Source organism: Helicobacter sp. 'house sparrow 1' (assembly GCF_900199585.1).
In the GTDB taxonomy this organism is placed as follows: domain Bacteria; phylum Campylobacterota; class Campylobacteria; order Campylobacterales; family Helicobacteraceae; genus Helicobacter_H.
Map to the genome: position 1 here is coordinate 1 of NZ_FZQY01000005.1, position 14,056 is coordinate 14,056.

General features: G+C 31.5%; 10 protein-coding genes and 1 other RNA gene. 4 read left to right on the forward strand and 7 right to left on the reverse strand.

Going from position 1 to position 14,056, the window contains the following annotated elements:
* Positions 1 to 362: 362 nt before the first annotated feature.
* Positions 363 to 1,688, forward strand: coding sequence for a TrkH family potassium uptake protein (locus C6H31_RS03205; RefSeq protein WP_158654724.1), 1,326 nt, complete (start codon positions 363 to 365; stop codon positions 1,686 to 1,688).
* Between the two features lie 100 nt (positions 1,689 to 1,788).
* Here C6H31_RS03205 and ssrA read toward each other — a convergent pair.
* Both ssrA and lolA read right to left on the reverse strand, forming a co-directional pair.
* Positions 1,789 to 2,156, reverse strand: a transfer-messenger RNA (tmRNA) gene (ssrA, locus tag C6H31_RS03210).
* Between the two features lie 28 nt (positions 2,157 to 2,184).
* Positions 2,185 to 2,700 carry a LolA-like outer membrane lipoprotein chaperone gene (gene lolA / locus C6H31_RS03215; protein WP_104697391.1) on the reverse strand — a complete coding sequence of 172 codons (516 nt, stop codon included), beginning with the start codon at positions 2,698 to 2,700 and terminating at the stop codon, positions 2,185 to 2,187.
* An 84-nt stretch (positions 2,701 to 2,784) separates the two neighbouring features.
* Here lolA and secA point away from each other — a divergent pair, with 84 nt between their 5' ends.
* Both secA and C6H31_RS03225 read left to right on the forward strand, forming a co-directional pair.
* On the forward strand, positions 2,785 to 5,331 hold the full coding sequence (secA, locus tag C6H31_RS03220; RefSeq protein WP_104697392.1) for a preprotein translocase subunit SecA: 2,547 nt from the start codon (positions 2,785 to 2,787) through the stop codon (positions 5,329 to 5,331).
* Complete coding sequence (locus C6H31_RS03225; protein ID WP_104697393.1) at positions 5,324 to 6,553, forward strand: ABC transporter permease; 1,230 nt, start codon at positions 5,324 to 5,326, stop codon at positions 6,551 to 6,553. Before secA ends, C6H31_RS03225 begins: the two co-directional genes overlap by 8 nt.
* On the opposite strand, the gene murI is transcribed toward C6H31_RS03225, so the two are convergent.
* The 5 genes from murI to C6H31_RS03250 form a co-directional block, all read right to left on the reverse strand.
* Positions 6,532 to 7,299, reverse strand: coding sequence for a glutamate racemase (gene murI, locus C6H31_RS03230; protein WP_104697394.1), 768 nt, complete (start codon positions 7,297 to 7,299; stop codon positions 6,532 to 6,534). The genes C6H31_RS03225 and murI overlap by 22 nt on opposite strands.
* Positions 7,296 to 8,591, reverse strand: coding sequence for a transcription termination factor Rho (gene rho / locus C6H31_RS03235; protein ID WP_104697395.1), 1,296 nt, complete (start codon positions 8,589 to 8,591; stop codon positions 7,296 to 7,298). The genes murI and rho overlap by 4 nt, the downstream gene beginning before the upstream one ends.
* 100 nt (positions 8,592 to 8,691) lie before the next feature.
* Positions 8,692 to 9,363: a response regulator gene (locus tag C6H31_RS03240; protein ID WP_104697396.1), complete on the reverse strand. Its 672-nt coding sequence runs from the start codon at positions 9,361 to 9,363 to the stop codon at positions 8,692 to 8,694.
* Positions 9,363 to 10,847 carry a sensor histidine kinase gene (locus tag C6H31_RS03245; RefSeq protein ID WP_104697397.1) on the reverse strand — a complete coding sequence of 495 codons (1,485 nt, stop codon included), beginning with the start codon at positions 10,845 to 10,847 and terminating at the stop codon, positions 9,363 to 9,365. The genes C6H31_RS03240 and C6H31_RS03245 overlap by 1 nt, the downstream gene beginning before the upstream one ends.
* On the reverse strand, positions 10,837 to 12,273 hold the full coding sequence (locus C6H31_RS03250; protein ID WP_104697398.1) for a coiled-coil domain-containing protein: 1,437 nt from the start codon (positions 12,271 to 12,273) through the stop codon (positions 10,837 to 10,839). The genes C6H31_RS03245 and C6H31_RS03250 overlap by 11 nt, the downstream gene beginning before the upstream one ends.
* 153 nt (positions 12,274 to 12,426) lie before the next feature.
* Between C6H31_RS03250 and C6H31_RS03255 the strand changes: the two genes are divergently transcribed.
* Positions 12,427 to 14,055: a cation:proton antiporter domain-containing protein gene (locus C6H31_RS03255; RefSeq protein WP_233709911.1), complete on the forward strand. Its 1,629-nt coding sequence runs from the start codon at positions 12,427 to 12,429 to the stop codon at positions 14,053 to 14,055.
* Position 14,056 lies beyond the last annotated feature (1 nt).

The following is a 14,056-nucleotide window of genomic DNA, read 5'->3' on the forward strand; positions in this document are numbered from 1 at the left end:
TATATTATTTAATTCATTGATAGTAACCTTTTCCAGATTTTCTTGTTTTTATATAAATCCATCTTTTGAGATTAATCATTACAAGATCCCTTATCGCCCCTTTTTAAACCCTTAGCAGATATTATCTATTTGAGATTAAAACTTTTAATCTTTATCAGATGGTTTAAGATATTAATGGTTGTAACTTTTAATTTTTGTAAAACTAATGGTTTTTTAGGTAGTAAGAGTTTTTATATAGGAGAAGGGGATAAAAATAGATTGTTTGATATTTTTGATAGGAAGCAAAACTAAACCTTTATAAAAACTGTTTATATATTTTGTAATAAACTTATTTTTACACTATTAAAAATAAAGAGGTTATTTTGGATAAACAAAGTGCTAAGTTTTTATTATTTGCTTACATTATTATCATTTTTCTTGGAACTTTGATTTTATTATTACCCCAGATGCATTCTAAGGATTTAAACTTTATTGATGCATTATTTATGGTTACATCAGCAATTAGCTCTACGGGTTTGGTGGTTAAAAGTGTTTTTAGTGATTTTACATTTTTAGGGCAGATATTTTTACTCTTTTTAATACAAGTTGGCGGACTTGGGTATATGATTATTGCGAGTTTTATTTATATTTTTTTTAAAAATTCTTTTGTGAAAAACAAAATTTTAAAAAGCAATATAGATTTGACATTTAAAGATGATCTCTCATTGGTATTAAAAAATATGATTATTTTAGTTTTACTTATAGAGTTTTTTGGAGCATTGATTCTATTTTTATTTTTTTATCCAATGATGGGTTTTTTAAATGCATTATGGGCAGGGATTTTTCATAGCATTTCTGCTTTTAATAATGCTGGTTTTTCGGTTTTTCAAGGTGGGATGTTGCCTTATGTCCATCATTATGGAGTCAATTTGACAATTAGCATATTAGTAATTCTTGGAGGATTGGGGTATTTTGTGCTGCTAGAAATTTTCCATTTAATTAAAAGAAAAAATTTATCTATTCATACCAAGATTGTGATAATTGGAACAATAAGTTTGATATTAATTTCTTGGATTTTCTTTTTCCTACTTGAATATCATAACCAAGATTCCTTAGAGAGTTTTGATTTTCAAGAAAAACTTCTTGCATCATTTTTTACAATTATTAATTATCGTACCTCGGGTTTTAATACATTGGATTTAAGTATGATTCGAGACACTTCTTTATTTTTTGCATCCTTATTTATGATAATTGGAGGATCTCCTGCTGGAACTGCTGGAGGCATAAAAATCACGACTATAGTGGTAGTGATTTTATATATTTATTGGAGTATTAAGGGTGAGGAGAGGGTAATAGTTTTTAGAAGAGAAATAGAAAAAGAAATTGTTTATCAAGCTTACTTAATTATCATGCTTACTTTTTTTGTACTCATTATCAGTTTAATGGTGCTAAGTTTTCTTGAAGATGGAAATCAAAGAGGGTTTTTAGCGTTATTATTTGAGGTTTGTTCTGCCTTTAGCACAACTGGTCTTTCTGTTGGTAATGGTGATGATTTAAGTCTTTCTGCATTATTTGGAGATTCTGGAAAAATGCTAATTATTTTTTTAATGATTATGGGCAAAATAGGAGCTTTGGCTTTTTTGATCGGCTTTTTTAGACAACAAAAACAAAGCAGAATTTCTTATGTCCAAACAAAGATTTTGCTTTAATATGCCTTTGTTAAGGCATTAATGATTAAAAAATAGGTTAGGATAAACAAAGATATGCTATTTTTAAAATCTTAGAGATCTTATACAATCTTAGATTAAGTGGTGGAGCTGTGGGGAATTGAACCCCAGTCCAAAAATCATATCCACAAAGGCATCTATACATACTTCAGTATTTGCTTATCTTATTGCGTGAGGGTGCAAACACCAAAACCATTTCACACAAGCAGTCACTTTTTTAACTCTTTTCTTTTGACATAAAAAAGAGCTAGCCTACTTAATGACGGATCTATAGATAGTAGGCATTTCTATATCACCGGCTCCAAAGCTAAGATAAACTTACGCCACTTTTGCGTAAGCTGGAGCGTAATTTGTATTATTTGCGTTTAATTTTAAAGTGGCAGGATTACGGAATGCCATCCGGTATGCAACCTAAGCAATACAACTCCTGTCGAAATCCAAGTCAGCCCCATATCAGACAAGAGGGCTGATTTTATCATCATTGTCTTATAATGTCAATATGCTCATTAGGTGTGAAATCAAAGATTTTTTTATCAAGTGAAATATTGATTTTTACTTGTTCTAGACTGATCTCAATGGAATTTTGAAAATCATCCTTATATAAAATCTGATAAGGGAGATTGTTTCTTAGAATTAATGTGTAGTCTGTATTGCCAATTCTTGTATGATAGTTTCCATCCTCACCAACTTTTGCAGAAGTGACAATGCTAAAAAAATCTACCTGTTGTGCAATATGAGAAATTGTAGCTTGTTCTAATAAAGGTTCAAAAATAATCACATTATTACCATTTAGATAAATTTCTTTTTTAATGGGGCTGGTATAGACCCATTTTGCTAAATTAGGATTTATGGCAAAGAGTTTTCCTGAGTAGATAATTTTTTCATCATTTTGATATGTTGTTTGAATAAAATCAGCCTTTATACTTTTTATGTTTTCACCCCAACCAAGAAGTAATAATAGAGTGGAAAAATAAAGCAGTAGCTTTTTTGTCATATGCTTGCCTCATCTAATTTTGTAATAAAAATTCTATCGTAACTTATGCTAGAATTGCAATTATTTGTCAATTGAGGGTTTTAGATGATACAAGCTATTTTAGGGAAGATCTTTGGCACAAGAAATGATCGTTTAATTAAGCTTTATAAAAAGCGTGTCGCATACATTAATAGTCTTGAAGCTCAATATGAGGGTATGAGTGATGAGGCACTTAAAGAATCTTTCTTTCAGCTTAAGCAACAAGTAGAACAAAAAGGTTTAGATGAAGTTTTAGCGCAGAGTTTTGCAATTACTAGGGAGGCCTCCAAGAGAATTTTGGGGATGCGACATTTTGATGTCCAATTGATTGGAGGAATGGTATTGCACGAGGGGAAAATTGCAGAAATGAAGACAGGAGAGGGAAAGACTTTAGTGGCAACTCTGCCTGTAGTTTTAAATGCATTACTTGGCAAGGGGATTCACGTAGTGACTGTAAATGATTATCTTGCAAATCGTGATGCTAAATTAATGGAGCCTTTGTATAATTTTTTAGGTTTTGAAGTAGGAGTTGTTACAGGGGATTTAAAGGATGATGCTCAAAGGCTAGAGGTTTATTCTAAAGATATTGTTTATGGAACAAATAATGAATTTGGTTTTGATTATTTAAGAGACAATATGAAATATGACCTGGAACAAAAAGTGCAAAAGAGTCATTATTTTGCAATTGTTGATGAAGTGGATTCTATTTTAATTGATGAAGCGCGAACTCCACTGATTATTTCAGGACCTGTAAATCGTCAAATGGAAAATTATCAGAGGGCTGATAGTGTTGCGTGCAAACTAAAGATTGATACTGATTTTACTATTGATGAAAAAAATCGCATTGTTTTGCTTACAGAAGAGGGAATAAAAAAAGCAGAGCAGTTATTTGGTGTAGATAATCTCTATAGTTTAGAAAATGCTGCTTTGTCACATCATTTAGATCAGGCTTTAAAGGCAAATTATCTTTTTTTCAAGGATAAAGATTATGTTATTTTAAATGATGAAGTTGTTATTGTAGATGAATTTACTGGTAGATTGAGTGAGGGGAGAAGATTTTCAGAGGGATTGCATCAGGCATTAGAGGCAAAAGAGGGGGTGAAGATAAAAGAAGAGAGCCAGACTCTAGCAGATATTACTTTTCAAAATTATTTTAGACTTTATGAAAAGTTAGCCGGAATGACAGGAACCGCACAAACTGAGGCTACAGAATTTTTGCAAATTTATAATCTTGAGGTTGTTTCAATTCCTACAAACTTACCAATTCAAAGAAAAGATCTTAATGATTTGGTTTATAAAAGTGAGGCAGAGAAATTTGATGCTGTAGTCTCAAAAATTGTAGAGTTACACACCAAGGGGCAACCTGTTTTGGTAGGAACAGCAAGTATTGAAAAAAGTGAGATATTGCATTCTTTATTGCAAAAAAAGAGAATCCCACATACTGTGTTGAATGCAAAGCAACATACAAAAGAAGCAGAGATCATCAAAGATGCTGGTAAAAAAGGGGCTGTTACTATCGCTACAAATATGGCAGGTAGGGGTGTAGATATTAAGCTTGATGATGAAATAAAGGCAATGGGGGGGCTATATATCATTGGGACAGAGAGACATGAGAGTAGGCGTATTGATAATCAGTTGCGAGGTAGGAGTGGTAGACAGGGGGATCCTGGAACAAGTCAATTTTATTTAAGCTTAGAGGATTCTTTACTTAGAATCTTTGGAAGCGATAAGATTAAAAATATTATGGAAAAATTGGGATTAAAGAATGGAGAGCATATAGAATCTGGACTTGTCACAAGATCTGTTGAAAGTGCTCAAAAGAAAGTAGAAAATTTGCATTTTGAATCTAGAAAGCATCTCTTAGAATATGATGATGTGGCAAATGAGCAAAGAAAGACAGTTTATAAATTTCGTAATGAGCTTTTAGACTCACAATATGATATTGCCAAAAGAATTGAAGAAAATCGTGTAATCGCACTTACAAGTATTTTCTCAAGATTGCAGATTATCAAAGAGGATCTGATAAACCTTGATTTAGATGCATTGATTGAGGGGATTAAAGAGAGCTTTAACTATACTCTCCAAAAAGAAGAACTGCAGGACCAAGATTATAATTTATTGTTAGAAAAAGTAAATGAGATACTTCAAAAAAATTATGAAGAAAAAATGAGTGTTTTATCTAAAGAGCAACGCAGTGAAATTGAAAGAATTGTCTATCTTCAGGTGCTAGATAATGCTTGGAGAGAACATCTTTATACAATGGATAATTTAAAAACAGGAATTGGACTAAGGGGTTATAATCAAAAAGATCCTTTAGTGGAGTATAAAAAAGAGAGTTATAATCTATTCTTAGAGTTGATTGATTCTGTTAAGATTGAAGCGATAAAGACCTTGCATATCATTCAGTTTCAGCAAGAGCAGGTTGAAAGGCAAGCTCAAGAAATTAGAAACGAATTAAATGATGAGAATCAAATAAGTTGGGGTAATACCGGAGCTTTAGGAGAGAAAAAATTAGCTAGAAATGATCCTTGCCCTTGTGGAAGTGGGAAAAAATATAAACAATGCCATGGAAAAAGTGGACCCAAAAAAGGACTTCTAGCAAAAAATGCATAAAAAACTTATCAGCTTTTTACTTTTTAGATATTTACGTTATGACAAAACACAACCCTTTATTACCATTACCGCACTACTAGCCTTTTTTGGTGTGGCTATTGGTGTGATGGTTTTGATTATAGCAATGGCTATTATGAATGGTATGAGCAAAGAGTTTGAAAAAAAACTCTTTGTAATGAATTATCCACTCAATATTTTTGCAACATCTGCTAGAGGCATATCTGTTGATGTCATAAATGCCTTAGAGCAAAGATTTCCTCATCTAATTTTTAGTCCTTATTTGCAAATGCAAGTTGTTGCCAGAAGTGGTAATGAGATGTCTGCAGGTATTATTTTTGGTATAGATTTAGAACGTGAGACGCGAATTAATGAGGTGCTTTTTAAGGCCGTTGAGAATAATGATTTAATAGAATTTAAAAAGCAGAGATTCCCTCTAATAGTGGGTAATGCACTTTCTGAAAAGTTTTTTTTGCAGAAAAATGATAAATTAACACTCTTTTTTACAAAGTTGGAACCAACGGGATTAGTTTTAAGCCCTGTAATGAAAAGATTTGATGTGAAAGCAATCTTTGATTCTGGGCTCAGGGCTTATGATATAGGATATTTATATACTAACCTTGAGGCGCTATCAAAGATTAGGAATATGCCTGCTGGGATCTTTGATGGGATTCATATTTATTCTCCAAAGCCTATGGAGGATATCAATGAGATCAAAAAAGCTTTGGGAGATATTCCTCATCATGGTTTGGGAATTGAAGGATGGTGGCAACAAAATGGTAACTTCTTTGCTGCAATGGCGCTAGAGAAGCGAGCATTGTTTATTGTTTTAATGCTAATTATATTAATTGCTTCTTTAAATATTATCAGCTCGCTTTTAATGGTTATTATGAATCGTAGGAAAGAGATTGCATTACTTTTAAGTATGGGAATGAGTAGCTCTGAGATTAAAAAGACATTTTTTTACTTAGGTATTTTTGTTGGCATAGGTGGTATTATTTTGGGGGTATGCCTTGCATTTTTAGGAATGTATATTCTTGATGCTTTCCCAATTATCTCTTTACCCGCAGATGTGTATGGGATCACAAAATTGCCTCTTGATTTGTCTTTATTGGACTTTTTATTGACAGTTTTTGGCGCAGTTTTGGTGGTAGGTTTGGCTTCCTATTATCCTGCTAAAAAAGCATCACAAATTAATGCACTCTATGTCTTAAGAAATGAGTAGTTTGGTAAGTGGAGCCACTTATTAGCAGTTTCTTTGAGAGTCTCCACATCGCTTGAAGCATAAAACTCTAATTTGGTAGTTGGAGTTTTAGAGAATATCCTTTGTCTTTGAATAAAATCTATAATAGCTTCTCCTGAATGTATTAGAGTGCTTTTGTGATTAAAATAGTTGGATATAGATGCACTTAAAAGAGGAAAATGGGTACAGCCTAGAATAATGGCATCGGGTATAAAATGGATGTCTTTGAAATAAAAATGCATCACCTCATCAAGAATTTTTCCCTCAAATATATTTTCCTCCACAAGAGGGACAAAAAGACTTGTAGCAATTGCAGTAAGGTTATGATAACCCAGTTTTATGAGGTGGTTTTGGTATTGTTTGGATTGGATGGTTGCTTTTGTAGCAAGAATAAGAATTTTTGCATCAAGATTTTTAATTTTATTTTGTAGTGCCAAAATACCAGGTTCTATTACCCCAATTATAGGTATCTTGCTTTTTTTTTGCATGTGTTTTAGACCATAGGCACTGGCGGTATTGCAGGCTACAACTATCATATCTGTTTGTTGTTGATGAAAAAAATCCAATGCTTCAAGAGAGAATTGAGCAATACTTAAAGGATGTTTGGTTCCATAAGGAAGTCTTGCGGTATCACCATAGTAGATAATGGATTCAAAAATTTGTGCCTCAAGGATGTTTTTTAATACGCTTAAACCCCCAGCACCACTATCAAAGATTCCAAGTTTCATTCTTTTTCATTCATAAGATTTAGAAATTCTTCATTATCTTTTGTTTTTTGCATTTTAGAATAAATAAAACTTAATGCTTCAATATCATCCATTTGTTGCATTACATTTCTTAGCATCCAAACTTTTGTAAGCTTTTCTTTACCAAGCAATAAATCATCTTTTCTTGTCCCTGATTTTAGAATATCAAATGCAGGATAGATTCTTCTATCAGCAATATTTCTTGCAAGAACAATTTCACTATTACCTGTTCCCTTAAATTCTTCAAATATTACCTCATCCATTCTTGAACCAGTTTCAATCAGCGCAGTTGCAATAATTGTAAGACTGCCCCCTTGTTCAATATTTCTTGCAGCACCAAAAAACCTCTTAGGTTTGTGTAAAGCATTGGCATCAACACCGCCACTAAGAACCTTTCCGCTAGATGGAGTAATAGCATTATAGGCCCTTGCAAGACGCGTAATAGAATCTAGCAAAACCACTACATCTTGCCCCATTTCTACATGGCGCTTTGCTCTCTCTAATACAAGTTCTGCTACTCTAATGTGATTATTTGCAGGTAGATCAAAAGTAGAGCTATAAACCTGTCCCTTAACACTTCTTTGCATATCAGTAACTTCTTCAGGTCGCTCATCGACCAACAAAACAATAAGTTGAACCTCAGGATGGTTTGAAGTAATACCATGTGCAAGCTCTTTCATTAATTCTGTTTTTCCGGTTCTAGGAGGAGCTACAATCAATGCCCTTTGTCCCTTCCCTATAGGGCTAAATAAGTCTAACATTCTTCCTGTAACCTTTAGGGGTTGGTATTCTAAAATCAATCTCTCATTGGGAAATAAAGGGGTAAGATTATCAAATAGGGGTCTTGTTTTTATTTCTTCAAGAGGCTGATAATTTACCGCCTCAATTTTTAATAGTGCATAATATCTTTCTTGATCTTTAGGAGGTCTTACTTGCCCTGTTACAATATCTCCATTTCTTAGAGCAAATTTTTTAATTTGAGATTGGCTGACATAGGTGTCATTTTGGCTATCTGTAAAATTCTCATCAATCCCTCTTAAAAAACCATAGCCATCGTGAGTAATTTCTAAAATGCCTGTAAATAGAATAAAACCACCTTGACTCACTTGGTTTTTCAAAATCTCAAACATTAGATCTTGTCTTTTGTATTCCTGTGGATTTTCCACTCCAAGCTCTTTGGAAATTTTGATAAGTTTTTCTATGCTATAAGTTCTTAAATCCTCTATCTTATAGCCTTCTACTGGTGTGTGAGTTCTATTTTTTTCACTTGCCATTCTTGTCCTTTTGGTGAATTACATTCTTGAGGTATCTGGATTGCTTAAACACTGAAAAATTAAAGTAAGGCTAGGATTTTATAATAACACTAAATCAAAGTCAAGTTGTTTCATCTCTAATTTCTACATTTGGATGAATTTTATAAACCTTGTTTTTGATTTTTATTAATAATCCTGCATCAATGAGTTGTTTAAAAGTTTTTACAATAGTTGGTTTTGAAACATTAATCTTTGAGATGATATCCTCATAAGATCCATAATAAATATTGTCTTTTGTAGAATTATCCAATAAGAATTTGATAATTTCAATTTTTTTGCCCCCAACAAAAGCAGATATTGCACGGATTAATAGATCCTTAGATTCCAATTCTGTTGCTTGGATTTTTGGCAAAATAGCTCTTTGTAATGCACTTAGTAATTCATCAATATCAATAGGCTTTAATATATAGCCATCTACTTTAAGACTAATAGCATCAAGGAGATAGGGAACTTCTGTATGAGCAGTTGTGATAATAATGGGGCAATTGTAATTGTGCTGATTTTCTCTTATATTGCGTATAAACTCAATCCCATTCATCTTTGGCATTAAAATATCTGTGAGCACGAGGTCAATGGGTTGTTCTTGAAAGATTTTAAGAGCTTCTTGACCATTTTTTGCCAAAATGATATTGCCTATGTAGTCCTCTAAGACCATGGTGGTTAATCTTCTAGTATCTGCATCATCCTCCACATATAAAACCCTGAGTTTGTGTAAATCCTCATATTTTTTCATTATTGCTCTCCTGACATTGGGCCTTGAAGATGAGGAATCTCAATTATAAACATTGCTCCATAAAATTCTAAGTTATTTAGCTTCCAATGAGTATTTTGGATACCTATTTTGCCCTGCATCTGTTTTTCGATGATTTCCTTTGTCATATATAATCCTATGCCTGTTCCAACGGATTTATGCTTAGTAGTAAAGTAGGGCTCAAAAATTTTATAGAGGCTTTTTTGCTTTACGCCACCAGCATTATCTTTTAAAGTGATAATGATTGTATCATATTTTTTTTCTAAAGTAATAAGGCAATATCCTTGTGATATTTTTCTTTCGATAATGGCATCTTGAGAGTTTTTTAGTATATTGAGAATAACTTGAGTAAAGGAGTTTTTATATCCATAAATTTTGTAATCTTCTTTAATATTTGTATGGATTTGAATGTTGTTTTGCTCAAGAACAAATTCAATAAGTTTTATAGAATCAAGAATGCTTTCTGTAATTGAAAAGATATCCTTATTTTTATTGGGTTGGAAAAAGTTTCTAAAGTTTTCAATAGTATCAGACATGTTTTTTGCGATTTTTAATCCATCTTCTGTTTGGCGCTCTATGAAATCTGCATCAAGTTTGCCATTATGAAATTTAGTTCTAAAGCTTTGGATTAAAATAATAAGAGAGTTTAGAGGTTGGCGCCATTGGTGTGCGATATTTTGTATCATTTCCCCCATTGAAGCTAGTCTGTCTTGTTGATACATAATTTGATCTTTTTTTCTGGAGGATTCTACTTCTTCTTGGATTGTCTTTTGTAAATTTTTATTGATTACTTCTGCTTCTAGTGTTTTTTCTCTTACAATCCTTTGGAGTTCTTTGTGATGTAGTTTGATAGAAGATAATGTATTGATTGATGAAAATACAATAACTAGCAAAATTAAAAGTAAGAAAGAAAACAAAATAATACTAGTTTTGGCATAAAAAGAATTTATTGTGCTATTTTGAATTGTTGTAATTTGTAGTTTTAAGTCAATAAGGCTGGAAATGATTGCTTGGATTTCTTGAGTAAGTTCTAAGTTTAAATTTTTGTTTGAAAATTTATAATCTTTTAAAAGAGAAATTTGTGATTGCAATTTTGAGGTTTTTGTCTGTTCTTTGAGCATTAGTTCTTGAAGTTGTATATGATTTTTTTCTAGAAAGATTTTTTCATAGCTTTGATAGATTGTAAGAAAATAATCCCCAATTTGTTTATTTTTAGATTTGTAAAGATAAGGCTTGGTAATTTTTGCATCTAAATTAAGCAATACTTCTAGATTCTTAGAATCTTGAATCATTTTTAAAAGTTGAATTTCTTGAATTTGATGTATAAAAAATTTGTCATGTTGGTATTTAAAAATATTAATCATGATAAAAGAAAGAATGCAAAATGAAACTAAAATAATTATGGTGGCTAGAAGAATTAATTTTGTCTTGGATCTGATTAAATCAATAAAATTTTTATATTTCATCTTGCAGTAAGCAATCGCTAAATGCCTGTGCTAATAGATTGAAATCCTTTTCTTGGGATTGGGATTTAAAATGAATTTGCTGGATAGCTTCCTGAATATCTTTTTTATCATTATTGATTTGTGTTTTTTCCTTATTAACTAAATCTATTTGTTGAGCAATTTTTTCTAAATCTTCTAGGATAAATTTTTTTTCATTGATAAAGTTAGATAGACTTGTGCTAAGCGCCTCTTCTTCTATGGCAGATAGATTTTGTTCTTTGATGGACTTTTTTTTGTTTTCATAGACAAGATTAAGATCTTGCAAAATAGTTTCTTTGATTTTTGCTTCTTGTTGAATAGTGTCAATTTGTTGGTCTTTTTGTTTTAAATCATCATCTAGTTTTTGAATCTTTTGTTTAAGAGTGTCAATTTTTTCTTGAACTAAAAAGAAATTTTTAGTGATAGTTTTTATCATCTCATTGGTATAAAAGTAAGAAGAGCTAAAAATGGAAGTCTTAAATTTGGGATTATTGTTTTTAATTCTATTGTCAAAATGCATCATTAGAGGGGTTGTTTCTGCTTCTTTGTAATGATAGTTTTGCAAAATATTTTTTGCTAAAAGCAAAATAGTGGTATGTTTGTTGGTTCTAATATATTCCTCAGCAAAGCAGGTTTGATGTAGGCTTGGAATTTGACTATTAAGAACCTTTCCAATTAACAATCTTAAATGCTGTGCTACAAGATCCAAAAAAGTTTCACACAATTCTTTTGTGTTGGTATTGAGATGATGGTTTTTTTCTTTAAGGGCCTGTTGTGCAGATAAAATGAGGTACTTTTTCATATCTGTATGTTTAAGAAGTCTTATAATCCGATTGCGATCATTTTCATTTAATAAAACAGCTGTATCCAATCTTTTAATGCTTCGTAATTCTTGATTAATCTGCACAAAATCATAATCAAACTTCTTGACAAAAAAATCAAAATTTTTAAAAAAAAGGCTATCTCTCAAGCTTAGCTTAAAATATTTTTTTATTGCTCCCCTTGCTATGTCCCTATAAAGCAAAATATCTTCAAAATCAAAATTGGATTTGATGTAGCCAAAAATAGATTCAAAGAATTCTGGCGTCAGCTCCTTTGGGTTTTGATCTTCTATCCAGTTTATAAGGAAATATGTATAAAGATTTTCACTGCGATTTTTGATTGTTAGGGTGATTTTTAGTGCAGGATTTTTTTGGAAAATTACAAGGGCATAAAGTCCATATTGATAGAAAAAATCAACAATCCCCCTGCGAATTTCATCAATATTTTTTTCAACACTGATTTTTTGCGTTTCTAGTACGGGAATAAAATTGTGCGTAATATCATATTTAAATTCCGCAAAGGTTTTTGAAGAACTTAAAAAATCATTAATTAATTCTATGGTTAAGCTATAGGCTTTATTTTGCATAATTTTCCCAAAAAATCTAGAGTTAGGTTGGCTCAAGCTTAAAAAAATCATATAATTTTTAGTTTGCTATTATACACATATACATAAAAATTTTTAAATCTTAAGGGGGAGATTATAGAAAACATACTTTTTATGGTCATATTGGGACTTGGAATGTCAATTGTTTTTAATCTGATTTTGAGATACTTTGATATTCCTGTCATCATTGGATATATTATCACAGGGATTGTAATTGCGTACTTTTCGCAGTTTTATGGCTCAGAGATATTAAGTGAAATTGCAGAATTTGGCATTGTATTTTTGATGTTTATGATTGGGCTTGAATTTAGCTTTGATCGTTTGAGAGCTATGAAAGAGGAGGTGCTGGTTTTTGGCATTTTGCAGGTTGTTTTCACCTCTTTTATATTTTTCCTAATAAGTTATTTTATATTTGGTCTTTCAGCTAGCATTTCTCTTATTATTGGTATGTCTTTTTCTCTTTCATCTACAGCAATTGTTTTGAAGTACTTTAATGAGAATAAACAACTTTCTTCAACCTATGGTAAGAGTGTTGTGGGAATCTTGATTTTGCAAGATATTGCAGTGATACCTATTTTAATTATTCTTGCATTAATAAGCGATAAAAATTTAGGTTTATGGAGTTTGCTTTTAAAAACTTTTGTTTCAGGTGCCATTGCTTTAACTGTACTTATTTTGCCTGGCAGGAGAATTGCTTCAAAGTTTCTTAAACTTGCAGCTAAAAGTAAGATAGATGAAATTTTTATGGCTACAGTTTTATTTATTGTTTTGGGTTCGGCTTTTTTAAGTCAAGCATTTGGTTTTTCCATGTCTTTAGGGGCTTTTGTTGCTGGAATGCTAGTTTCAAAATCAAGATTTAAGTATCGTGTAGAATCTGATTTGTCGCATTTTAGAGATATTTTCTTAGCGTTATTTTTTATAACTGTTGGAATGCAAGTTGATCTAAGCTTTTTAGTCAGTAATATTTTTAGTATTGCTTTACTTTTATTTTTTGTCGTTGCTATTAAAACTTTTGCAATCTTTAGCATTTTAAAATTTTTTAGAAGTAAAAAAAGCGCGCTAAAGACCGCGTTGTCTCTTGCTCAAATTGGGGAATTTTCTTTTGCAATTTTTATAAATGCAAGTGGAGCAAAATTATTTGATACACCACTGCATTATGGTATTTTAAAGGCTTTGCAAGATCGTGGGGTGATTAATCTCTCATCTCAAGATATTCATCAATTTTTGGTTTTAATGGTAATACTTTCCATGATTACTACTCCTTTTATTTTGAAGGGGTTGGGGGGAATTATTGAGCTTCTTTTGAGAAAAAAAGAGAATGCTTATAAAGGAAAGAAAGAGGTTGAGGTAAATATTCCTTTATTGGATTATGTGGTTGTGATTGGATATGGGACTTTTGGGAGTGTTGTTGTAAAGGAGTTGAAGCAAAAGAAGGTTAATTATATAGCCATTGATTGTGATATCACAAAAGTAGAGATGGGAGAAAAAAACAAAGATAGGGTAATTTTTGGGGATATCTCTAAAAAATCTTTTTTAAAAAAGTTTCATTTTGATGAGGTGAAATGTATTATTATTGCTATTGATAATACATCTATCGTGCATACAATTTGTGAGGAGATATTAGAAATTGCACCAAACATAGATATAATTGCTAGAGTAGATTCTGAATTGCAAGAAATAGAATTAAAAGATTTAAATGTAGTAGGTGTAAATACAAGAAGCGAGATTGCAAGGCTGTTGGTTAAGTATGCAATTAGGGAGTAAA